General features: G+C 70.4%; 15 protein-coding genes. 7 read left to right on the plus strand and 8 right to left on the minus strand.

Annotated elements, in window-relative coordinates; genetic code table 11:
- Nucleotides 1–46: 46 nt before the first annotated feature.
- On the plus strand, nucleotides 47–2452 hold the full coding sequence (locus I5803_RS22345; protein WP_196987620.1) for a DUF6600 domain-containing protein: 2406 nt from the start codon (nucleotides 47–49) through the stop codon (nucleotides 2450–2452).
- On the opposite strand, the gene I5803_RS17605 is transcribed toward I5803_RS22345, so the two are convergent.
- Entirely contained in the window at nucleotides 2453–3007 is a 555-nt protein-coding gene (locus tag I5803_RS17605; RefSeq protein WP_196987621.1) for an NADPH-dependent FMN reductase, read from the minus strand. It abuts the gene before it with no gap.
- Between the two features lie 151 nt (nucleotides 3008–3158).
- Between I5803_RS17605 and I5803_RS17610 the strand changes: the two genes are divergently transcribed.
- Entirely contained in the window at nucleotides 3159–3452 is a 294-nt protein-coding gene (locus I5803_RS17610) for a hypothetical protein (RefSeq protein WP_196987622.1), read from the plus strand.
- Here the strand turns inward: I5803_RS17610 and I5803_RS17615 are convergent, their stop codons facing one another.
- Nucleotides 3453–4148: a SpoIIAA family protein gene (locus I5803_RS17615; protein ID WP_196987623.1), complete on the minus strand. Its 696-nt coding sequence runs from the start codon at nucleotides 4146–4148 to the stop codon at nucleotides 3453–3455.
- Between the two features lie 4 nt (nucleotides 4149–4152).
- A complete protein-coding gene (locus I5803_RS17620; RefSeq protein ID WP_196987624.1) occupies nucleotides 4153–4461 on the minus strand; it encodes a GNAT family N-acetyltransferase in 309 nt (102 codons plus the stop codon).
- A gap of 106 nt (nucleotides 4462–4567) precedes the next feature.
- Between I5803_RS17620 and I5803_RS17625 the strand changes: the two genes are divergently transcribed.
- From I5803_RS17625 to I5803_RS17635, 3 genes are read left to right on the plus strand one after another with little or no spacing between them, the layout of a single operon-like run.
- Nucleotides 4568–7759: an efflux RND transporter permease subunit gene (locus I5803_RS17625; protein ID WP_196987625.1), complete on the plus strand. Its 3192-nt coding sequence runs from the start codon at nucleotides 4568–4570 to the stop codon at nucleotides 7757–7759.
- Between the two features lie 5 nt (nucleotides 7760–7764).
- Nucleotides 7765–8955, plus strand: coding sequence for an efflux RND transporter periplasmic adaptor subunit (locus I5803_RS17630; RefSeq protein WP_196987626.1), 1191 nt, complete (start codon nucleotides 7765–7767; stop codon nucleotides 8953–8955).
- The gene (locus I5803_RS17635) at nucleotides 8952–10358 is read left to right on the plus strand and encodes an efflux transporter outer membrane subunit (protein ID WP_196987627.1); all 1407 of its coding nucleotides are present in this window, start codon (nucleotides 8952–8954) and stop codon (nucleotides 10356–10358) included. The genes I5803_RS17630 and I5803_RS17635 overlap by 4 nt, the downstream gene beginning before the upstream one ends.
- 15 nt (nucleotides 10359–10373) lie before the next feature.
- On the opposite strand, the gene I5803_RS17640 is transcribed toward I5803_RS17635, so the two are convergent.
- The 4 genes from I5803_RS17640 to I5803_RS17655 form a co-directional block, all read right to left on the minus strand.
- Entirely contained in the window at nucleotides 10374–11789 is a 1416-nt protein-coding gene (locus tag I5803_RS17640) for an efflux transporter outer membrane subunit (RefSeq protein ID WP_196987628.1), read from the minus strand.
- A gap of 23 nt (nucleotides 11790–11812) precedes the next feature.
- Nucleotides 11813–15007 (minus strand): efflux RND transporter permease subunit, encoded by a 3195-nt coding sequence (locus I5803_RS17645; protein ID WP_196987629.1) that lies wholly within the window; start codon nucleotides 15005–15007, stop codon nucleotides 11813–11815.
- On the minus strand, nucleotides 15004–16212 hold the full coding sequence (locus I5803_RS17650) for an efflux RND transporter periplasmic adaptor subunit (protein WP_196987630.1): 1209 nt from the start codon (nucleotides 16210–16212) through the stop codon (nucleotides 15004–15006). The genes I5803_RS17645 and I5803_RS17650 overlap by 4 nt, the downstream gene beginning before the upstream one ends.
- A 99-nt stretch (nucleotides 16213–16311) precedes the next feature.
- Entirely contained in the window at nucleotides 16312–17112 is an 801-nt protein-coding gene (locus I5803_RS17655; RefSeq protein WP_196987631.1) for an alpha/beta hydrolase, read from the minus strand.
- A gap of 102 nt (nucleotides 17113–17214) precedes the next feature.
- Between I5803_RS17655 and I5803_RS17660 the strand changes: the two genes are divergently transcribed.
- The gene (locus I5803_RS17660) at nucleotides 17215–18132 is read left to right on the plus strand and encodes a LysR family transcriptional regulator (RefSeq protein WP_196987632.1); all 918 of its coding nucleotides are present in this window, start codon (nucleotides 17215–17217) and stop codon (nucleotides 18130–18132) included.
- A gap of 59 nt (nucleotides 18133–18191) precedes the next feature.
- A complete protein-coding gene (locus I5803_RS17665) occupies nucleotides 18192–19751 on the plus strand; it encodes a sensor histidine kinase (protein WP_196987633.1) in 1560 nt (519 codons plus the stop codon).
- On the opposite strand, the gene I5803_RS17670 is transcribed toward I5803_RS17665, so the two are convergent.
- Nucleotides 19738–21177, minus strand: a complete 1440-nt coding sequence (locus I5803_RS17670; RefSeq protein ID WP_196987634.1) for an NAD-dependent succinate-semialdehyde dehydrogenase — start codon at nucleotides 21175–21177, stop codon at nucleotides 19738–19740. The two genes, I5803_RS17665 and I5803_RS17670, sit on opposite strands and share 14 nt — an antisense overlap.
- Nucleotides 21178–21186: the final 9 nt, after the last annotated feature.

Here is a 21186-nt window from a genome sequence, read left to right on the forward strand (position 1 = left end):
GTAGCCTACGAAGGCGTATCGCATCCCCGCGATTCCAGGAGACGACATGACCCACAAGACGCTGCGCCAGCGCTTCGCCCCCACGATCCTCGCTGCATTGCTCGCCATCGGCGGCATCGCACTGGCCGACCCTCCTTCGCGCGTCGCGCGGCTTTCCTACCTGAGCGGAGCCTCCAGCTTCTCTCCCGGCGGCGAGCGCGACTGGGTGCGCGCCAACATCAACCGGCCGATGGTGACGGGCGACCGCCTGTGGGTGGAGAACGGCGCACGCGCCGAGCTGCAGCTCGGGTCCACCGCGATCCGCGTGGGCGGCGCGACCAGCCTCACGCTGCTCAACATCGACGACCGCACCGCGCAGGTCCAGCTCACGCAGGGCACCCTCAGCATCCGCGTGCGCAAGCTCGACCGCAACCAGGTGGTGGAGATCGACACGCCCAACCTCGCCTATTCCATCAAGGCGCCGGGCACCTACCGCGTGGTGGTCGATCCCGACGGCCGCGCGACGACCGTCTCCGTGCGTGGCGGCCTGGCCAATGTCTACGGCGAAGGCCGCGCCTTCATCGTGAAGGACAAGCAGACCTACCGCTTCTACGGCAACGGCCTGCGCGACTACGAAACCTATGCCGTGTGGCGGCAGGACGACCTCGACCGCTTCGCGGCCGAGCGCGACCGCCGCTGGGATTCCTCGCCGTCGCGGCGCTATGTGTCTGCCGAAATGATCGGCTACGAGGACCTCGACCAGAACGGCACGTGGCGCAAGGTGAACGACTACGGCAACGTGTGGATCCCCAGCCGCGTGTCGCGCGACTGGGCGCCCTACCGCGACGGGCACTGGTCCTGGGTGGAGCCCTGGGGCTGGACCTGGGTCGATGACGCCGCGTGGGGCTTCGCGCCTTCGCACTACGGCCGCTGGGTCCACCTCGACATCGGCTGGGCCTGGGTGCCCGGCCCGGCGACGGTGCGGCCCGTGTACGCGCCCGCGCTCGTCGCCTTCGTCGGCGGCGACGGGCCGCGCGGCGGCGGCAATGTCGGCTGGTTCCCGCTCGCCCCGCGCGAGGTGTACCGGCCGTCCTACGCCGTGAGCCGCGAGTACTTCACCAATGTGAACACCAGCAACACCTACATCAGCAACCGCACGGTGATCGTCAACCAGTACAACGCGCCGCCGCCGGCGAACGTGACGTACGTGAACCAGGGCGTGCCCGGCGCCGTGGTGGCGATGCTCGCCGCCGCCTTCGCGCAGTCGCGCCCGGTGGAGCGCGAGCGCGTGCAGGTGACGCGCGAGATGTTCTCGAGCGGGCCGCCGCGCGCCGTGGCGAATGTCGCGCCCTCGCGCACCAGCATCGTCGGTGGCGCACCCGCGCAGGCCGCCAAGCCGCCGGAAGCCGCGCAGACGCGTCCTGTCGTCGCGCAAGTGAAGCCGCCGCCCCCGCCCGTCGCCTTCGAGGTCCGCCAGAAGACCATCGCCGACAACACCGGCAAGCCGCATGACGCGGCCGCGGTGGCCGCGGTGAAGCCTGCGTCGCCCGCGCCTGCCGCAGTGGCCCCGCCGATCACCGTCGTGCCGCCGGTCGCGGCCGTCGCGGCGCCGCCCAAGCCCGCGAGTGCGCCGATGCCCGCGGCCGGAGCGTCCGCGCCGCAGGCGCCTGCGTCCGCACCGGGCACACCCCCGCCACCCGCGAGGACCGCGTCGCAGCCTGCCGCTGCCACACCGCCCACCCCCCCCGCGCCCGCCACGCCGGCGACCCCGCCTGCGCCGCCCGCCCGCGCTTCCGCGCCCGCGCCGATGGTGCCGCCGGTCCAGTCCGCCGCGCCGGCTCCTGCGCCCACGCCGGCCCCCCGTGCGGCGGCGCCTGCACCGACACCCGCGCCGGCTCCGGCGCCCACACCGGCTCCTGCGCCGGCACCCGCGGCCGCACCGACACCGCCGCAGGCTGCGCCGGGCGCGAGCGGGCCGGGACGCGGCCGCGAGCAGCGTTCGGAAGAAAGGTCGCGCGAAGAGCGTGGCGCACGGCCGGGTGCATCGGCCGGCGGTCGCCCGGCATTGACGCCGCCGCCTGCGGCCGCGCCCGCACCGGGGCCAACGCCGGCACCGGCACCGGCGGCTGCACCCACGCCGACGCCTGCGCCTGCACCCACGCCTGCACCGGCGCGGCCCACGCCGCCTGCCGTGACGCCGCCTGCGCCGGAAGCCTCACGCCCGCAGCCGCCCGCAGCCCGCAACACGCCGCCGCAGCCGCCCGCCGCGGAGGCGCGTCCTGCCGACTCGCGTCCGGCTGCACCGCCCGCCGCACCGCAAGCGCCCAACGCGCGCTCCGGCCCGCCGGCTCAGCCGCCCGCGGCCGGTGCGTCGGAGACGCGCACGCCGCGCGGCTTCGGCCGCCGCGAAGCGGCGAGCGAGGCGCGGCGCGAGGCCGCCAGCGAAGCGCGGGGCGAGGGCCGCAAGCCCTGATCAGGACTTCGTGTGCTGCTTGACGAAGGCGGCGTACTTGTCCATCCACGACTTGAGGAACTTCTGCGTCGCCTCGACGCCGATGTTCCCCTTGTCGTCCAGCAGGCCTTCCTTGTTCTGGATGAAGGCTTCGGGCTGGCCGAGCGTCGGCACGTCCAGGTAGGCGAGCACGTTGCGCAGGTGCTGCTGCGCGAGTGCCGTCCCGATCGCGCCGGATGAAATGCCGATCACGCCCGCGGGCTTGCCCGCCCACACGCTCTGGCCGTAAGGCCGCGAGCCGTGGTCGATCGCGTTCTTCAACAGGCCCGGGATCGAGCGGTTGTATTCCGGCGTGACGAACAGCAGGCCGGCCGCCGAAGCGATCTCGCCCTTGAAGCGCTTCACCGCCTCCCCGTGATCCTTCTCCAGGTCCTGGTTGAAATTGGGCAGGTCGTCGATGCGGACGTGCTCGAAGCTGAAGTCCTGCGGGCCCTGCGCTGCCAGCGCGAGCGCGAGCTTGCGGTTGAGGGAGTCGTTGCGGATGCTGCCGACGATGACGGCGATCTTGGGGCTCATGGTGTTCCTGCAGATAGGTGATGCGGGGCCTGCCATCGTCGCCCAGATTCGCGACGCGTGGTGGTCTATTTGTCCTTGCACGTACGGATGTGCTGGACGCGGCGGCTTCCTACGAGCCCGCGCCGCGCGCGTTCGTACGATGGGGGTTCACATGCACACACCGGAGAAGAACGACATGCGCGACAGCGACTATCCGCAGCCGAGCACGCTGCAAAAGATCAAGGACTACGACGACGCCCGCGAGGGCGTGCCCGGCGAGCACTGGATGGTGCTGGGCGCCGGCCTGGGCGCCTGGCTGCTCACGCGCCGCCATCCGTCGATGATGGTCCGCACGCTGGGCCTCATGGCGGGCACCGCCCTCGTGGGACGCGCGGCGAGCGGCCGCGACGGCGTGAGCAAGCTGCTGCGCTACCTGCCGGTGGGCGGCGGCATCGCGCGCCGCTGATCAGCCGAGCACGATGACGCGGGCACGCGGCACGTCGGTGAACGGGTCGTAGCCCATCAGTCCCGCGCGAAACTCCGCCTCCAGCGAGGCGGCGATCCGCTTTCGCTGCTCCTCGTCCGCGCCTTCCATCCGCCGCTCGAGCTCCGGTTCCAGCCGCACGGTGATGGGCGTGGCCATCTCGCTCGCCGCGCCGGCATGCCGCGCCACGGCCCAGGAAATGGCGAGCGTGCCGCTCGGCAGCTGGATCGCCTGCGCGTGCTGCGGAAAGAGGTGCCGCACCACGTCCCAGATGGCCGCACGCGCGGGATCCATCGCGTCCGGCTCGGGCGCGCCGCGTTCGGTTTCGCGCAGCCAGGAAATCGCCTCCCTTCTCGTGGCGAACACTTTCAGCCGCAAGCCCCGCGCCTGGGCGATCGCCTCGCTCGAGCGGGTGATCCGCTCGGCCGGCACCACCGACGCGACCCGGGTGAGGTGCGAGAGCGAGCGCACGACCTGCTCGCCCAGCTGCATCTGCCCGGCCACATGCGGCATGCCGTCGATGCCGGACAGGTCGAACAGCAGGCGATCGTCGCCGTGGTCGCGGGTGAGGGTACCCACGCGATCGATCACGGCGAGCAGCTGCTCCAGGTCGAGCTTTCCGTCGAGCACGACGTCCAGGTAGTCGCGCAGGCGCACCAGGCGCACCTCCATGGTCATGGCCTCAGCGCTCCATCGCGCTGCGGCCCCGCTCGCCCAGGATGTCCTGCTCCTGCGGGTGCTTGCGCAGGTAGCCCGCCATGAAGCTGCAGACCGGGATGGCCTCGAGGCCCCGCCTGCGGACTTCCTCGAAAGCTGATTTCGCGATCCGCGAACCGAGGCCCTGGCCCTCGTATTCCTTCAGCACCTCGGTGTGCACGAAGGTGATGGTGCCGCCCCCCAGCGTGTAGTCCGCGTGCGCGGCGAGTGCACCCCCGTGGCGCAGCTCGAACCGGTGCGCGGCGGGGTTGTCGGTGAAGCTGAAATCGTCCATCTGTACTTCTCGCTGGTGGGCTGCGGACCGGGCCTACTTTACACGCTGGAAACCGTACGCTCACGTATTATCCGCAAGGTCATTGTCCCGTCAGGCGGTCCCCCGGATGTCCATGGTTTCGCTGGCGCTGCGGCGCCCCTACACGTTCATCGTGATGGCGATGCTCATCGTGCTCGCGACCCCGCTCGCGCTGCGCAACATGGCGACGGACATCTTCCCGGAAATCAACATCCCGGTGATCTCGATCATCTGGAACTACAACGGCCTGCCCGCCCAGGAGATGGGCCAGCGCATCGCGTCGTCGAGCGAGCGCGGCCTCACCACCGTGGTGAGCGACATCGAGCACATCGAATCGACCTCGCTGCCGGGCATCAGCGTGATCAAGGTGTTCTTCCAGCCGGGCGCGAACATCCAGAACGCCATCGCCCAGACGGTGGCCTCGGTGCAGACGCAGGTGCGGCAGCTGCCCCCGGGCATCACGCCGCCGCTCGTCATCAAGTACTCGGCCTCCAGCATCCCGGTGCTCCAGCTCGCGCTCTCCAGCGGCACGCTGCCCGAGCAGTCGGTATTCGACGCGGCGGTGAACACCTTGCGGCCGAGGCTCGTCACGGTGCCCGGCGTCGCGATCCCGTTCCCGTACGGCGGCAAGGTCAAGGTGATCTCGGTCGACCTCGACACGCAGGCGCTGCAGGCACGCGGGCTGTCGCCCGCCGACGTGGTGAATGCGGTCAACACCCAGAACCTGATCCTGCCCTCCGGCACGGCCAAGCTCGGCGATACCGAATACACCGTGCGCATGAACGGCTCGCCCGAGGCGCTCGCGGGGCTGAACGACCTGCCCGTGCGCACCAGCGGCGGCGCCACCACCTACCTGCGCGACGTGGCCTACGTGCGCGACGGCTTCCAGCCGCAGACCAATGTGGTGCGCCAAGACGGCCAGCGGGGCGTGCTGCTGTCGGTGCTGAAGAACGGCGGCGCGTCCACGCTGGACATCGTCTCCAACCTGCGCGCGATGCTGCCCATCGCCACGGCGCAGATGCCCGCGGACATCAAGGTGACGCCGCTTTTCGACCAGTCGATCTTCGTCACCGCCGCGATCAAGGGCGTGGTGGCCGAGGCCGTGATCGCGGCCGGCCTCACGGCGTTGATGGTGCTGCTGTTCCTGGGCAACTGGCGCAGCACGCTCATCATCGCCATCACCATTCCGCTGTCCATCCTCGCGTCCATCCTCGTGCTGTTCGCGCTCGGGGAGACGCTCAACATCATGACGCTGGGCGGCCTCGCGCTCTCGGTCGGCATCCTGGTGGACCAGGCGATCGTGACCATCGAGAACATCGAGCGGCACATGCACGAGGGGCGGACGCTGCTGGACGCGATCGAGGTCGGCGCGGGCGAGATCGGCGTGCCGGCCTTCGTCTCCACGCTGTGCATCTGCATCGTGTTCGTGCCGATGTTCTTCCTCTCCGGCGTCGCGCGCTACCTCTTCGTGCCGCTCGCCGAGGCGGTGGTGTTCGCGATGATCGCCTCCTACTTCCTCTCGCGCAGCCTCGTGCCCACGCTCGTGATGCTGATGACGAAGTCGCACGACGTGAACGACGACGCGCCGGGCCCGCTGCGCAGGGTCTACCTCGCGTTCGACCGGCAGTTCGAGCGGCTGCGCGGCGCGTATGCGGTGCTGCTCACGTCGCTGCTCGCGCATCGCCGCAACTTCGGCCTGGCCTTCATGGCGTTCTGCGTGCTGTCCTGCCTGCTCGTGCCCCTGCTGGGACGGGATTTCTTCCCCACGGTGGATGCGGGCCAGATCCGCCTGCACATGCGCGCACCCACCGGCACGCGCATCGAGGAAACCGCGCGCCTGGCCGACCAGGTCGAGGCGGCGATCCGCGAGCTGATCCCGCGCGAGGAGCTCGAAACGGTCCTGGACAACCTCGGTATCCCCAACAGCGGCATCAACCTCTCGTACAGCAACGCGGGGACCATCGGCACGCTCGACGGCGAGATCCTCATGTCGCTGCGCGAAGGTCACCGGCCCACCGAGCATTGGGTCACGCTGCTGCGCGCGGAATTGCCCAAGCGCTTCCCCGGAGTGGAATTCTTCTTCCAGCCCGCGGACATCGTCACGCAGATCCTGAACTTCGGCCTGCCCGCTGCCATCGACGTGCAGTTCACGGGCAACGACCTCGAGGGCAATGCGGCACTGGCCGCCGAACTGGTCAAGCGCGTGCGCGCGATCCCCGGCGCCGTCGATGCGCACCTGCACCAGCGCATGGACGGTCCCGCGCTCAGCCTCCAGATGGACCGGACGCGCCTGCAGCAGCTCGGCCTGTCGGCCACGAACGTCGGGCAAAACGTGCTGATCGCGCTCTCGGGCAGTTCGCAGACCGCGCCCGCGTTCTGGCTCAATCCGCAGAACGGCGTGGTCTACAACATCGTGGTGCAGAGCCCGCAATACCAGCTCGACTCCATCGACTCGCTGCTCGGCATCCCCGTGGCGCCGGCCGGCGCGGGCGCGACCGGTTCGCCGCAACTGCTCGGCAATCTCGTGCAGGCGCAGCAGGGGCGGCAGCTGCCCATCGTCACGCGCTACAACATCGCGCCCGCGCTGGATGTCTACGTGAGCGTCCAGGGCACCGATCTCGCCAGCGTCGCCTCGGAGGTGCGCCGCATCGCCGACGAGATGAAGCCGAGGCTCAAGCGCGGCAACCAGATCGAACTGCGCGGCCAGGTGCAGACGATGCAGTCCTCCTTCGCCGGCCTCGGCCTGGGCCTCGCGATGGCGATCGTGCTGGTGTACCTGCTGGTGGTGGTGAACTTCCAGTCCTGGATCGACGCCGCGATCATCATCGCGGCGCTGCCGGCCGCGCTCGCGGGCATCGCGTGGATCCTCTTCATCACCGGCACGACGCTGAGCGTTCCCGCGCTGACGGGCGCGATCATGACGATGGGCGTCGCCACCGCCAACAGCATCCTGGTGATCGCCTTCGCGCGCCAGCAGCGCGATGAAGGCGTCGGGCCCCTGCAGGCCGCGCTGGACGCGGGCGCGACGCGCATCCGGCCCGTGCTGATGACGGCCCTCGCCATGATCATCGGCATGATCCCGATGGCGATCGGCCTGGGCGAGGGCGGCGAGCAGAACGCGCCGCTCGGCCGCGCCGTGATCGGCGGGCTGCTCTTCGCCACCGTCTCCACCCTGTTGTTCGTGCCGGTGCTCTATGCCGGCATCCATGAACGCCTCGCGAGACGCCACGCGCGCCGCGCACCACCGCAGGCGCCTGCCGCGCTGCCGCAAGAAGGTTGACTCCCATGTCCGTCGATTCCACCCTGCCACCCGCCGACGACGCGCAGAGGCGGCGCGTCTCGCGCGGCGCGCGCATCGCCCTCATCGCCGTCCTGGTCCTGCTGGCGCTGGGCGCCGCGCGCACCGTCATCAGCCGCATCGCATCCGCGCGCAACCTGGAACAGGGCGCCGCGCAGGGCGCGCTGCAGTACGTGCGCACCACCACCGTCAAGTCGGGCGGCGCCGGCCAGACGCTCACGCTGCCCGGCACGCTGCAGGGCTTCGTGCAGGCGCCCGTGTCCTCGCGCGCGGGCGGCTACCTGCGCCGGTGGGTGCACGACATCGGCAGCCGCGTGCAGCAGGGCGACCTGCTGGCCGAAGTGGAAACGCCCGAGCTCGACCAGCAGCTCTCGCAGGCCGTGGCCGCGCGCAACCAGACGGCCGCGAGCCTCGAGCTCGCGCGCACGACGGTGGAACGCTGGGAAGCCTTGCGCAAGCGCGACGCGGTGTCGCAGCAGGAACTGGAAGAGCGCCGCAGCGCGTACACGCAGGCGCGTGCCAACCTCGCGGGCGCTGACGCGAACGTGGAGCGGCTCAAGCAGCTCGAAAGCTTCAAGCGCGTCGTCGCGCCGTTCTCCGGGGTGATCACCAAACGCAACGTCGACATCGGCGACCTCATCGACAGCAACAAGCCGCTCTTCCTGCTGTCGCAGACCGACCCGCTGCGCGTCTACGTCAACGTGCCGCAGGCCTACGCGCAGCTCGTGAAGCCCGGGCAGCAGGCGGTGGTGACGCAGGCGGAGATCCGCGGGCGCAGCTTCACCGGCCAGGTCGCACGCACGGCCGCGTCCATCGACGCCAGCAACCGCACGATGCAGGTGGAGGTGTCGTTGCCGAACAAGGATGGCGCGCTGCTGCCGGGCGCATTCGTCAACGTCGCGCTGGCCGCCGCACCCAGCGGCGCGCTCACCGTGCCGTCGAACACGCTGCTGTTCCGCAGCCAGGGCGTGCTCGTCGCCAAGCTGGACGCGGCAGGCAAGGTGCAGCTGCAGCCGGTGCGCGTCGGTCGCAACTACGGCGAGACGGTGGAGATCCTCGAGGGCCTCAGCGGCAAGGAATCGCTGGTGCTGAACCCGTCCGACTCGCTCGCCCATGGCGACAAAGTGCAGGTGGTCGCGGACGCCAAGCCTGCCGCCAGCACGCCGGCAAAGCCATGAGCTGGCGTCTTGCATGGGTGGCGGCTGCGGCCGCGCTGAGCGCATGCGCTGCAGGCCCGGCGTACCAGCGCCCCGCACTGGACATGCCCGCCGCGTGGAAGGTCGAAGCGCCATGGCAGGAGGCGCGCCCGCAGGATGCCGCCGTGCGCGGCCCGTGGTGGAAGCGCTTCGGCGATGCGCAGCTCGATGCATTGCAGGAACAGGCGCTCGCTGCCAGCCCCACGCTCGCGGCCGCCGTCGCGCGGCTCGCCCAGGCGCGTGCCGCCGCGGACGCGTCGTCGGCGGGGCTGTTTCCGCAGCTGTCGCTGGGGGGAAGGGTGCAGCGGCAGAAGTCGTCGGAGAACCGGCCGCTCAGCAACTACAACTCGCCCAACTTCTCGACCGTGCAGAACGATTTCGCGCTGTCGTTCAACGTGGCGTACGAGGCCGACCTGTGGGGCCGCGTGCGCAGTTCCGTCGACGCGGCGCGCGCGACGGCGGAGCAGTCGGCCGCGGACCTGCAGAACGTGCGGCTCGTACTCGCCTCGGACCTCGCCGCGAACTACTTCAACCTGCGCGAGCTGGACATCGAGCTCGACGTGCTCGCGCAATCCATCGCGCTGCAGAGAAAGGCGCTGGAGCTCGCGACGGCGCGCCATGATCTGGGCGCGACCTCGGGCCTGGATGTCGCGCAGCAGCAGGCGCTGCTGGATTCGACGCTGACGCAGGTGGACGTGCTGCGCCGGCAGCGCGCGCAGTTCGAGAACGCGATCGCCGCGCTCACGGGCCGCCCCGCGCAGCTCTTCTCGCTCGCACCCGAGGCGAGCGCGCGCACCGCGCCGCCCGTGCCGCTCGGCGTGCCCGCGGACGTGCTGCAGCGCAGGCCCGATGTCGCCGCCGCAGAACGGGCTATGGCCGCGGCCAACGCGCAGATCGGCGTGGCGCGCGCGGCCTACTACCCGAACATCACGCTGGGCCCCTCCCTCGGCGTGGACAGCCGCGCCTTGTCCACGCTCTTCGACGCGCCGAGCCTGCTGTGGTCGCTCGGCGTCTCGATCGCGCAGCCGCTCTTCGATGCGGGCCGCACCGACGCGAACGTGGCGATGGCCGAGGCGGGCTACCAGCTCACCGTCGCGAACTACCGCCGCACGGTGCTGGTGGCGATGCAGGAAGTGCAGGACGGCATCAGCGGCAGCGCCGCGCTCGACCGCGCGCTCGCGCAGGCGCGCCTCGCGGAGCAGAGTGCCCGGCGCGTGCTGCAGCTCGCCACCGACCGCTACGAGGGCGGCGTGGCGACTTACCTCGACGTGATCACCGCGCAGCAGTCGCTGCTCACGAGCCAGCGGCAGCTGGCGCAGTTGCAGGGGCAGCGGATGCTGGTGGCGGTGCTGCTGGTGAAGGCGCTGGGCGGGGACTGGCAGTAGCGCCGGGCGCTCGCCTCAGGACGGCGTCCCCCACCCGCCGCCCAGCGCGCGGATCAGCGCCACCGTCGCCTGGTATTGCCCCGCGCGCACCTGCAGCGCCTGGCGCCGGTTGCGCAGTTCGCTGCGGCGCGCATCCAGCAGTTCGAGCTGGCTGTCCATGCCGTTGCGGTAGCGCGATTCGGACAGCACGGTGGCGCGGCTCGCGGAGGTGACGGCGCGCGCCTGCGCCTGGGCCTGCTCCTGCAGCAAGCGCAGGGACGACAGCTGGTCCTCGACTTCACGGAACGCGGTGAGCACCTGCCCGCGGTACGAGGCCGACGCGCCCTCGAGTTGCGCGCGCGCATCGTCGATGCCCGCCTGGCGCTTGCCGCCGTCGAAGATCGGCAGCGACAACAGCGCACCGACGCTCCACGCGCGGGCCGTCCACTTGAAGAGGTCGCCGAGCTCGGGCGATGCATAGCCGCCCGCGGCGGTGAGCGACACATTCGGGAACCACGCGGCGCGCGCAACGCCCAGGCGCGCCTGCGCCGCGAGCATGCCGCTTTGCGCGGCGGAGACGTCCGGGCGCCGCGCGAGCACCGTGGCCGGGATGCCCGCGGGGATCGCCGGCAGCGCCGTCGTCCAGTCGCCGGGCGTGAGGGCGAAAGTCGAGGCCGCGTCGCCCACCAGCACCGCGAGCGCGTGCTCCAGTTCCGCGCGGCGCCTGTCGAGCGCGAGCGCTTCCGACTGCGTCGCCGCCAATTCGCTTTCCACGCGTGCGACGTCGAGTTCGGCGATGTCACCGGCCTGGTGCCGCCGCTGCGTGACGCGCAGCGTGCCTTCATAGGCCGTCACGGTTTCGCGCACCAGCGCGCGCTCCACGTCGATGGCGCGCAGCGACAGGTAGGTCTGCGCGACTTCGGACTGAACGAGCAGCCGCGTGCTTTGCAGGAGCGCCGCGCGCGACTGGGCGTCCAGCGTCGCGGCGTCGTTGGCGCGGGCAAGCCGGCCGAAGAGGTCCAGCTCCCAGGACAGCGTGGCGCCCGCCGTGGTGAGGGTCGCGGGCGCCGCGCCGTTGGCCGTGTTCGCGCCGGCCTGCCGCACCGCGCCGCTGCCGAGGCCGACCTGCGGCAGGCGGTCGGCCTGCGTCCGGCCCAGTGCAGCGCGCGCCTGCGCCAGCCGCGATGCGGCTTCTTGGATGCTCGTATTGGCGGCGCCTGCGCGCTCGACCAGCGCGTCGAGCGCCGGGTCGGCGAAGACCTTCCACCAGGTGCCCCGGTCCTGCGATTCGGCTGGGGCGACCACGGCCCAGACGGCCGATGCCTCCTTGAACTTCGCGGGCACTTCGACCGGCGCGGCGTATTCCGCGGGAGCGGTGGCGCAGCCGGCGAGGACGAGGGCGGCGAGCAGGGGCGCCAGCAGGTGGCGCGCGGAAAGTGTGGATCGCTTCATGGCGACTCCTCCTTGCAGGGGTTTCATGATTCGAGGGCCGGGGTGGCGAACGCTTCGGCGTGCGGGACTTCGCCGTGCAGCTTCAGCGGGCGGTTGCCGGCGAGCGCGCGCAGCGCGACGTAGAACACGGGCGTGAGGAACAGGCCGAAGGCCGTGACGCCGATCATCCCGGAGAACACGGCGATGCCCATGGCCTGCCGCATCTCCGAACCTGCGCCGGTGGAGAGCACCAGTGGCAGCACGCCCATGACGAACGCGAGCGACGTCATCAGGATGGGCCGCAGCCGCAGGCGCGCGGCCTCGATCGCAGCCTGAACCGGCGTGCGCCCCGCGAATTCCAGCTCGCGCGCGAATTCCACGATCAGGATCGCGTTCTTCGCGGACAACCCCACCAGCACCATCAGCCCGATCTGCGTGAAGACGTTGCTGTCCCCGCGCGAGAGCCAGACGCCGGTCATCGCGGCCAGCAGGCTCATGGGCACGATCAGGATGATCGAGATCGGCAGCGTGAGGCTTTCGTACTGTGCCGCGAGCACGAGGAAGACCAGCAGGATCGCGAGCGGGAACACCCAGGCCGCGGAGTTGCCCGCGAGGATTTCCTGGTAGGTGAGCTCGGTCCATTCGAAGGAGATGCCCTTGGGCAGCGTCTCCGCGGCGATGCGCTTCACGGCTTCCTGTGCCTGGCCCGACGAGTAGCCGGGCGCAGGCCCGCCGTTGATGTCGGCGGTGAGGTAGCCGTTGTAGCGCTGTGCGCGTTCCGGGCCGAAGCTCGGCTTCACGTTCATCAGCGCGGACAGCGGCACCATCTCGCCGGTGGACGAGCGCACCTTCAGCAGTCCGATGTCCTCGGCGCGGGCGCGGTAGGGCGCGTCGGCCTGCACGCGCACGGAGTAGGTGCGGCCGAACTTGTTGAAGTCGTTGGCGTACAGGCTGCCCAGGTAGATCTGCATCGTGTCGAACACGTCGGGCACCGACACGCCGAGCTGGCGCGCCTTGGTGCGGTCGATGTCGGCGTAGAGCTGCGGCACGTTGAGCTGGAAGCTGGAGAACAGGCCCGCGAGTTCGGGCGCCTGGTACGCCTTCGCCATGAAAGCTTTCAGCGCGCCGTCGAGTGCCTCGTAGCCGAGCGAGCCTCGGTCTTCCAGCTGCAGCTTGAAGCCGCCCGTCGTGCCCAGGCCCTGCACCGGGGGCGGCGGGAACATCATGACGAAGGCGTCCTGCATCTGGCCGAACTTGGCGTTGAGCTGGCCCGCGATGGCGCCCGCGCTCTGGTCCGCGCCGCGGCGCTCCGAGAACGGCTTGAGCGTCGCGAACACGATGCCCGCGTTGGAGCTGTTGGTGAAGCCGTTGATCGACAGGCCGGGGAAGGACACCGCGTGTTCGACGCCGGGCTGCTTGAGCGTGATGTCGCTCATGCGGCGGATCACTTCCTCGGTGCGGTCCAGCGTGGCGCCGTCGGGCAGCTGCGCGAAGCCGATCAGGTATTGCTTGTCCTGCGCGGGCACGAAGCCGTGCGGCACGAGCTTGAACACGCCGACCGTGGCGGCGGCCAGCACGAGGTAGACGCCGAGCATCATCGTCTTGCGCGACACCGCGCCGGTGACGCCTGTCGAGTAGCCCTTGCCCAGGCGGCCGAAGCCGCGGTTGAATGCCGCGAAGAAGCGGCCCAGCACGCGGTCCATGCCGCGCGTGAGCGCATCCTTGGGTGCGTCGTGCGATTTGAGCAGCAGCGCGGCGAGCGCGGGGGAGAGCGTGAGCGAGTTGACGGCTGAGATCACCGTGGAGATCGCGATGGTGAGCGCGAACTGGCGGTAGAACTGCCCGGTGAGGCCGCTGATGAACGCGAGCGGCACGAACACCGCGACCAGCACCAGCGCGATCGCGATGATGGGCCCGGACACTTCGCGCATCGCGCGGTAGGTGGCGTCGCGCGGAGAGAGGCCAGCCTCGATGTTGCGCTCCACGTTCTCCACGACGACGATCGCGTCGTCCACCACGATGCCGATCGCCAGCACCAGCCCGAAGAGGCTGAGCGCGTTGATCGAGAAGCCGAAGAGGTGCATCACGGCGAAGGTGCCCACGACGGAGATCGGGACGGCCAGCAGCGGGATCACCGACGCGCGCCAGGTCTGCAGGAACAGGATCACCACGAGCACGACCAGCAGGATCGCCTCGATCAGAGTGTGCACCACCGATTCGATGGAGGCGCGCACGAATTGCGTGGGGTCGTAGACGATCTCGTAGTCCACGCCCTCGGGCATGGATTGCTTCAGCTCCGCCATCGTCGCGCGCACGCCGTCGGAGATCTGGATCGCGTTGGAGCCCGGCGCGGCGAAGATCGGCACGGCCACGGCGTCCTTGTTGTCCAGGAGCGAGCGCAGCGAATAGCCGGACGCGCCGAGTTCCAGCCGCGCGACGTCGCGCAGCCGCGTCACCGCGCCGTCCGCGCTGGACTTGACGATGATGTCGCCGAATTCATCCTCGGTCTGCAGGCGGCCCTGCGCATTCACGGAGAGCTGCAGGTCCACGCCCTTGACTCCCGGCGAGGCGCCGACCACGCCGGCGGCCGCCTGCACGTTCTGCTCGCGGATCGCGCGCACTACGTCGCCCGCGGACAGGCCGCGCTGCGCGACCTTCTGCGGGTCGAGCCAGACACGCATCGAATAGTCGCCCGAGCCGAAGAGCTGCACGTCGCCCACGCCCTGCACCCGCGCGAGACGGTCCTTCACGTTGAGCAGCGCGTAGTTGCGCAGGTAGGTCATGTCGTAGCGGTGGTTGGGCGAGAGCAGGTGCACCACCATCGTGAGGTCGGGCGAGCTCTTGATCGTGGTGACGCCCAGGCGCCGCACTTCCTCGGGCAGGCGCGGTTCGGCCTGGCCCACGCGGTTCTGCACGAGCTGCGTGGCCTTGTCGGGGTCGGTGCCGAGCTTGAAGGTGACGTTGAGCGTCATCAGCCCGTCGGTCGTGGCCTGGCTGCTCATGTAGAGCAGGCCTTCCACGCCGTTGATGGATTCCTCCAGCGGCGTGGCCACTGTCTCGGCGATCACCTTCGGGTTGGCGCCGGGGTAGTTGGCGCGCACGACCACCGAGGGCGGCACGACTTCCGGATATTCGGAGATGGGCAGGCCCGGCAGGGCGATCAGCCCCGCGAGGAACACCAGCAGCGAGAGCACGCCGGCGAAGATCGGCCGGTCGATGAAGAAGCGGGAGAGGTTCATGCCTTGCTTTCCATGGGGACGGCCTGGGGCTGCACGACCGCGCCGGGGCGCACGCGCTGCAGGCCGTTGACGACGATGCGCTCGCCGGTCTTCAGGCCGCTGCTCACGATGCGCAGGCCGTCGACGGAAGCGCCGAGCGTGACTTCGCGGTACTCGGCCTTGTTGCCCTCGCCGACCACGAGCACGTACTTCTTGTTCTGGTCCGTGCCGACCGCACGCTCGTTTACCAGCAGGGCGCGGACGGTCTGCGCCTGCCCCATGCGGATGCGCGCGAACTGGCCGGGCATCAGCGCGCCGTCCTTGTTGTCGAAGGCGGCGCGCACGCGCACGGTGCCGCTCTTGGCATCGACCTGGTTGTCGATCAGCTGCAGCCGCCCCTGGTAGGGCGTCTCGCTGCTTGCACTGGTGCCCATCTGCACGGGGATGTTGCCGATCAGCGTGCGCGCGCTGGAGCCGCCGGGCATGCTGCCCAGGGCCTTGGTGACGATCTGTTCGTCGGTGTCGAAGCTCGCGTAGATCGGGCTCACCGACACCAGCGTGGTGAGGACGGGCGCGCCGGGGCCGGCCGCGACGAGGTTGCCCGTCGTCACTTCGAGTTTACCGATGCGCCCGGACACGGGCGCGCGCACCTGCGTGTAGCCCAGGCTCAGGCGCGCGCTTTCGCGCAGGGCCTGCGCCGCGCGCAGGTTGGCCTGAGCCTCGCGCAGCCCGTTGAGCCGGTCTTCGTATTCGCGCTGCGAGATCGCCTTGTCGTCCCACAGGCGCTGCGCGCGTTCGTGGTCGCTCTGCGCATGCGTGAGGCGCGCCTGCGCGGCGCCGACCTGCGCGTCCGCGCGCTCGACTTCTGCCGCGTAGGGGGCGGGGTCGATGGTGATCAGCAGGTCGCCTTTTTGCACCAGCGCGCCTTCGCGGAAGTGCACGGCCTGGATCGCGCCGGCGACGCGCGAGCGCACGTCGACGCGTTCGACCGCTTCGAGGCGCCCGGAGAATTCGTCCCACGCGGTGACCTCGCGTTCCGCCACGGCGGCCACCGAGACGGGGACGGCCTGCGCGGCCGCTTCGTTGGCGGTGGCCTGTGCCTTCGGGCCGCCCAGGCCCACCACCGCCGAAGCGATGGCGGTGAATGCGGTGAGCGCGCCCACCGAAGCCCACAGCCGCCGCTGGCGAGGCGAGTGGGTCTTGTTGTCGTCGTGGTTGTCGGTCATGGTTTCTTCCTTTTCAAAATGTCCGGGCAAAGCGGGGCCATCGGCGCCGTTCCGAGAAGTCTCGGGATGGACACCGTGTCAATGTCAATCGAAGGGTCGTTAGTGGGGCGGCGGCGTCGCTGCGTTAAGGAACGTGCGCAGGTGGCCGAGCACCGCAGCCTGGCAGGGACGCTGCGAACAGCTGTCCGCCAAGGCATCGGGCCAGCCCGTTTCCTGGGGGATCATTCCGCTCGTGACGGCGATGCCCGCGGCCTGCAGCCGCTGCGCATAGGCCACGGCCTCGTCGCGCATCGGGTCGTCCGCGGCGCTCAGGACGAGGGCGGGCGGCAGGCCGGCCAGCCGCGTCGCGTGGGCCGGCACCGCGTAGGGATGCTCGGCGTCGTTCGGCTTGCGCAGGTATTGCTGCCAGCCATCGGCCCACTTGCAGGCCGTGCCGCACGCCATGGTTTCGCGCAGGGACGCCGTGCCCACGCACGGGTCCAGCATCGGCGCCACCAGGATCTGGCCGGCGAGCGGCGGATGGCCGCGGTCTCGCGCAACCATCGCCACGGCCGCGGCCAGGTTGCCGCCCGCTTCGTCACCCGCCAGGTGCACGCGCGCACCGGCGCCGCCCAGTTTGGTGCGCTGCTTGTATATCCATTCCAGCGCGGCGTAGCCCGCTTCCACCGCATCGGGAAAGCGGTGTTCCGGGGCGAGCGGGTAGGCCACCGACACGACGACCGCGCCTGCCTCTTCCAGCAGGCGGGCCATGCACGCGCCGCTGTCGAGGTCGCCGCTCACGAAGGCGCCGCCGTGGAAGTGCAGCACCACCGGCGAGCCCGTCCCGGCGCGTTTGCGCCCGTAGATGCGCGCCTGCATCGGTGCGCGGCCGGGCGTATCGAGGGTGGTGTCCTTTTCCATGCGTCGAATATAGGCACGCCCCGCCTGCGGATAAAGACCCCTCCCGCCAGTTCTGTGTTTCCAATCCGGGAACAATGCCGGGGTTGCGAGCCAGGAGGGCCGATGGACCAGATACAGACGATGCGTGTGTTCGTGCGCGTGGTGGAAGCGGGCAGCTTCACCAAGGCGGCGGAGTCGCTCGCCCTCCCCAAGGGCACCGTGACGAAGCTCGTCCAGCACCTGGAAGGACGGCTGAAGGTCAAGCTGCTCAATCGCACCACGCGCCGCGTGACCGTCACACCCGACGGCGCGGCGTATTACGAGCGCACCGCGCGCCTGCTCAACGACCTGGACGACATCGAGGCCGGCATGGCCAACGCGCAGGCCTCGCCCAGCGGGCGGCTGCGCGTGGACGTGGGCGCATCGGTGGCGCGGCACATCGTGGTGCCCGCGCTGCCCGGCTTCTACGAGCGCTACCCGGACATCCAGCTGGACCTGGGCGTGAGCGACCGCGTGGTCGACCTGATCAGCGACAACGTGGACGCCGTGATCCGCGTGGGCGACCTCACCGACCAGTCGCTCGTCGCGCGGCGCATCGGGAACCTGTCGCTGCTCACCGTGGCGTCGCCCGGCTACCTGAAGCTGCACGGCACGCCCCTGCACCCCTCCGAGCTGGAGAACGGCAATCACCGCACGGTGAGCTTCTTTTCCTCCGCCACCGGGCGGCCGCATCCGCACGTCTTCGAGAAGGACGGCGAGACGCTGGAGCTCACCGCCCGCTACAAGGTCGCGGTGAACGACAGCAATGCGCACACCATGGCGATCCTGGCGGGCCTGGGCGTCTCGCAGACCGCGGTGTTCGCGGCGGCGCCCTACCTCGCCAGCGGCGAACTGGTGGAAGTCCTGGCGGACTGGAAGCGGCCGGCGCTGGCGGTGCACGTGGTGTATCCGCCCAACCGCCACCTGAACGCCAAGACGCGCGCGTTCGTCGACTGGGCGGCCGAGCTGTTCGCGCGGCATCCGCACCTCACCCGGCCCTGAGCCGATCCGAAGCGAATCGAACTTGCGCCCGCGCGCGCACTCGGGTCCAATCTCGGGCCATGACCGGCGCCGGCCCGCTCCCCCTCAACGTGTCCGCCCCCCGCGAGCGCGAGGCGCGCCTGCGCCAGTACGCGGGGGCGTTCGAGGACGCGCTGGTGGGCATGACGGTGCTCGGGCTGGACCACAAGCGGCTGGCCGTGAACCGCGCGTTCTGCCAGTTCGTCGGCTACAGCGCGCAGGAGCTCGAAGGGATGTCCATGCGCGAGCTTGTGCACCCGGAGGACATCGACGAGGACTGGCGGCAGTTCGCGCTCCTGCTCGACGGCGCCAAGGAAAGCTACCGGCGCGACAAGCGCTACATGCACAAGCATGGGCATGCGGTGTGGGCCGACTTCAGCTGCACGCTCGCGCGGGACCATCAGGGCGCGCCGCTCTTTTTCGTGACGCAGGTGCTGGACATCACCGAACGCAAGGGCGCGGAGCAGCAGCTGCGCGACATGCAGTCGATGCTGCACCTGGCCGCCCAGGTGGGCCGCCTCGGTGCCTGGGCGTGGGAAGTGGGCTCGCCCACGCTCGCATGGTCCGCCGAGGCTTGCGCCATCTACGAAGTGCCCCCCGGCTTCATGCCCACGCCGCACCAGGCCGTGGACTTCACGGTGCCTGCGCAGAGGGAGAGCCTGCGCGCGACGATCGCGCAGTGCCTGCGCAGCGGGAGCCCCTTCGACACGGAGGTCGAGATCGTCGCCGCGCGGGGCCGCCGGCTGTGGGTGCGGGTGATCTGCGAGGCCGAGTGGGACGGCTCGGGGCAGGTGCGGCGCCTTCAGGGCGCGGTGCAGGACATCTCGGAGGCCCGTGCCGCGCGCCACGAGATCCTGCGGCTCAACGCCGAGCTGGAGGAACGCGTGCTGCAGCGCACCGCCCAGCTGGAATCGGCCAATCGCGAGCTGGAAGCGTTCTCCTATTCGATCGCGCACGACCTGCGCGGTCCGCTCAGCTCGATCGACGGGTTCAGCAATACGCTGGAAGCCAGCGCGGGCGCGGTGCTCGACGAAAAATCGCTGCACTACCTGCGGCGCATCCGCGCCGGCGTGCGCCAGCTGAGCGATCTCACGGACGGCCTGCTGTCGCTCGCCCACCTCTCGCGTGCGGACCTGCAGCCGGCCGGGATCGACCTCGCGCAACTCGCGCGGCGCGAGATCGATGCGATGCGCCGCCGCGACCCGCATCGTGTCGTGCATGTCGTCATTCCGCAGGTGTTGCCGGTCCGCGGCGATGCGCGGCTGGTGTCGCAGGCGCTGTTCCACCTGCTCGACAATGCCTGGAAGTTCACCTCGAAGCGCGAGAGCGCGCACATCGAGCTGGGCAGCAAGGCGGGCCCCGACGGCGAGGCGATCTACTTCGTGCGCGACGACGGCGTGGGCTTCGACATGGCCTACGCGTCAAAGATGTTCGAGGCCTTCCACCGCATCCACGCGGCCGACGACTTCCCGGGCGTGGGCCTGGGGCTCGCGGTGGTGCAACGGATCGTCTCGCGCCACGGGGGGCGCGTCTGGGGCGAGGCCGCGCCCGGGCTGGGCGCGACGATCTACTTCACGTTGGGCCGGCCTACACGTTCATGATGGTGACGGCGCGCGCATTGAGGTACGCGTCCATCGCCTCGGGGCCGCCCTCGGAGCCGTAGCCGGAATCCTTCACGCCGCCGAAAGGCATCTCGGCCGAGGGGAGGGCGGGCATGTTGATCCACATCATGCCGACTTCCACCTTGCGGGCGAGCAGGTCCGCGTTCTTCAGGGACTTGGTGAAGCCGTAGCCTGCCAGGCCGTAGGGCAGGCGGTTGGATTCGGCGATCGCCTCTTCCAGCGTGTTGAAGCCGCGAATCGCGGCCATCGGGCCGAAGGGCTCGTCATTGAACACCCTGGCTTCGAGCGGCACGTCCGTGAGGATGGTGGGCTGCCAGAAGTTGCCGGAGTCGCCGATGCGCTCGCCGCCCGTGGCGACGGTCGCGCCGTGCTTCACCGCGTCCTGCGTGAATTCGGCCATCGCGGTCACGCGGCGCGGGTTCGCGAGCGGGCCCATGGTCGTGCCTTCCTCGGCGCCGTTGCCGACCTTGAGGCTTTGCGAGTACTGCACCAGCGCGGCCGCGAAGTCCTTCTTGATGCTCTCGTGCACCAGGAAGCGCGTGGGCGAGATGCACACCTGGCCCGCGTTGCGGAACTTGGCCGCGCCGGCGGACTTGACGGCCAGCGCGATGTCCGCGTCTTCCGCGACGATCACCGGGGCGTGGCCGCCGAGCTCCATGGTCACGCGCTTCATGTACTTGCCCGCGAGCGCGGCGAGCTGCTTGCCCACCGGCGTGGAGCCGGTGAAGGTGATCTTGCGGATCACCGGGTGCGGGATCAGGTAGTTGGAGATGTCGGCCGGGTTGCCGTACACCAGGCCCAGCACGCCGGGCGGCAGGCCGGCGTCGTGGAAGGCGCGGATCAGCTCGGCGGGCGCGGCCGGGGTTTCTTCCGGCGCCTTCACGATCATCGAGCAGCCGGTGGCGAGCGCGGCGGCCATCTTGCGCACCACCTGGTTGATCGGGAAGTTCCACGGGGTGAACGCGGCGACGGGGCCGACCGGGTCCTTCAGGACCATCTGGCGCGCGGCGAGGTTGAAGCGCGACGGCACGATGCGGCCGTAGGTGCGCAGGCCTTCGTCGGCGAACCATTCGATGATGTCGGCGGCGGCCATGGCCTCGCCCTTGGCTTCGACCAGGGGCTTGCCCTGCTCCTGCGTGAGGATCGCGCCGATGGCGGCCGCGCGCTCGCGCATCAGGCCGGCGGCCTTGCGCATGATCTTGTTGCGCTCGATGGCGGGCGTGTCACGCCATTTTTCGAACCCCTTGACCGTGGCGGACAGCGCGCGGTCCAGGTCGGCGGTGGACGCATGCGCGACGCGGCCGATTTCCTTGCCGGTGGCCGGGTTGAAGACGGCGATGGTCTTGCCGTCCGCGGCATCCTGCCACTCGCCGTTGATGAAGAGTTGGGTGTTGGGGTAGCTCATCGCGTGATT

It is taken from the genome of Caenimonas aquaedulcis, assembly GCF_015831345.1.
Classification (GTDB): Bacteria; Pseudomonadota; Gammaproteobacteria; order Burkholderiales; family Burkholderiaceae_C; genus Ramlibacter; species Ramlibacter aquaedulcis.

Excerpts from the sequence above, each read along its gene's own strand:
- I5803_RS22345 (WP_196987620.1), top strand. The coding sequence starts at position 47 with ATGACCCACAAGACGCTGCGCCAGCGCTTCGCCCCCACGATCCTCGCT.
- I5803_RS17605 (WP_196987621.1), bottom strand. The coding sequence starts at position 3,007 with ATGAGCCCCAAGATCGCCGTCATCGTCGGCAGCATCCGCAACGACTCC.
- I5803_RS17610 (WP_196987622.1), top strand. The coding sequence starts at position 3,159 with ATGCACACACCGGAGAAGAACGACATGCGCGACAGCGACTATCCGCAG.
- I5803_RS17615 (WP_196987623.1), bottom strand. The coding sequence starts at position 4,148 with ATGACCATGGAGGTGCGCCTGGTGCGCCTGCGCGACTACCTGGACGTC.
- I5803_RS17620 (WP_196987624.1), bottom strand. The coding sequence starts at position 4,461 with ATGGACGATTTCAGCTTCACCGACAACCCCGCCGCGCACCGGTTCGAG.
- I5803_RS17625 (WP_196987625.1), top strand. The coding sequence starts at position 4,568 with ATGTCCATGGTTTCGCTGGCGCTGCGGCGCCCCTACACGTTCATCGTG.
- I5803_RS17630 (WP_196987626.1), top strand. The coding sequence starts at position 7,765 with ATGTCCGTCGATTCCACCCTGCCACCCGCCGACGACGCGCAGAGGCGG.
- I5803_RS17635 (WP_196987627.1), top strand. The coding sequence starts at position 8,952 with ATGAGCTGGCGTCTTGCATGGGTGGCGGCTGCGGCCGCGCTGAGCGCA.
- I5803_RS17640 (WP_196987628.1), bottom strand. The coding sequence starts at position 11,789 with ATGAAGCGATCCACACTTTCCGCGCGCCACCTGCTGGCGCCCCTGCTC.
- I5803_RS17645 (WP_196987629.1), bottom strand. The coding sequence starts at position 15,007 with ATGAACCTCTCCCGCTTCTTCATCGACCGGCCGATCTTCGCCGGCGTG.
- I5803_RS17650 (WP_196987630.1), bottom strand. The coding sequence starts at position 16,212 with ATGACCGACAACCACGACGACAACAAGACCCACTCGCCTCGCCAGCGG.
- I5803_RS17655 (WP_196987631.1), bottom strand. The coding sequence starts at position 17,112 with ATGGAAAAGGACACCACCCTCGATACGCCCGGCCGCGCACCGATGCAG.
- I5803_RS17660 (WP_196987632.1), top strand. The coding sequence starts at position 17,215 with ATGGACCAGATACAGACGATGCGTGTGTTCGTGCGCGTGGTGGAAGCG.
- I5803_RS17665 (WP_196987633.1), top strand. The coding sequence starts at position 18,192 with ATGACCGGCGCCGGCCCGCTCCCCCTCAACGTGTCCGCCCCCCGCGAG.
- I5803_RS17670 (WP_196987634.1), bottom strand. The coding sequence starts at position 21,177 with ATGAGCTACCCCAACACCCAACTCTTCATCAACGGCGAGTGGCAGGAT.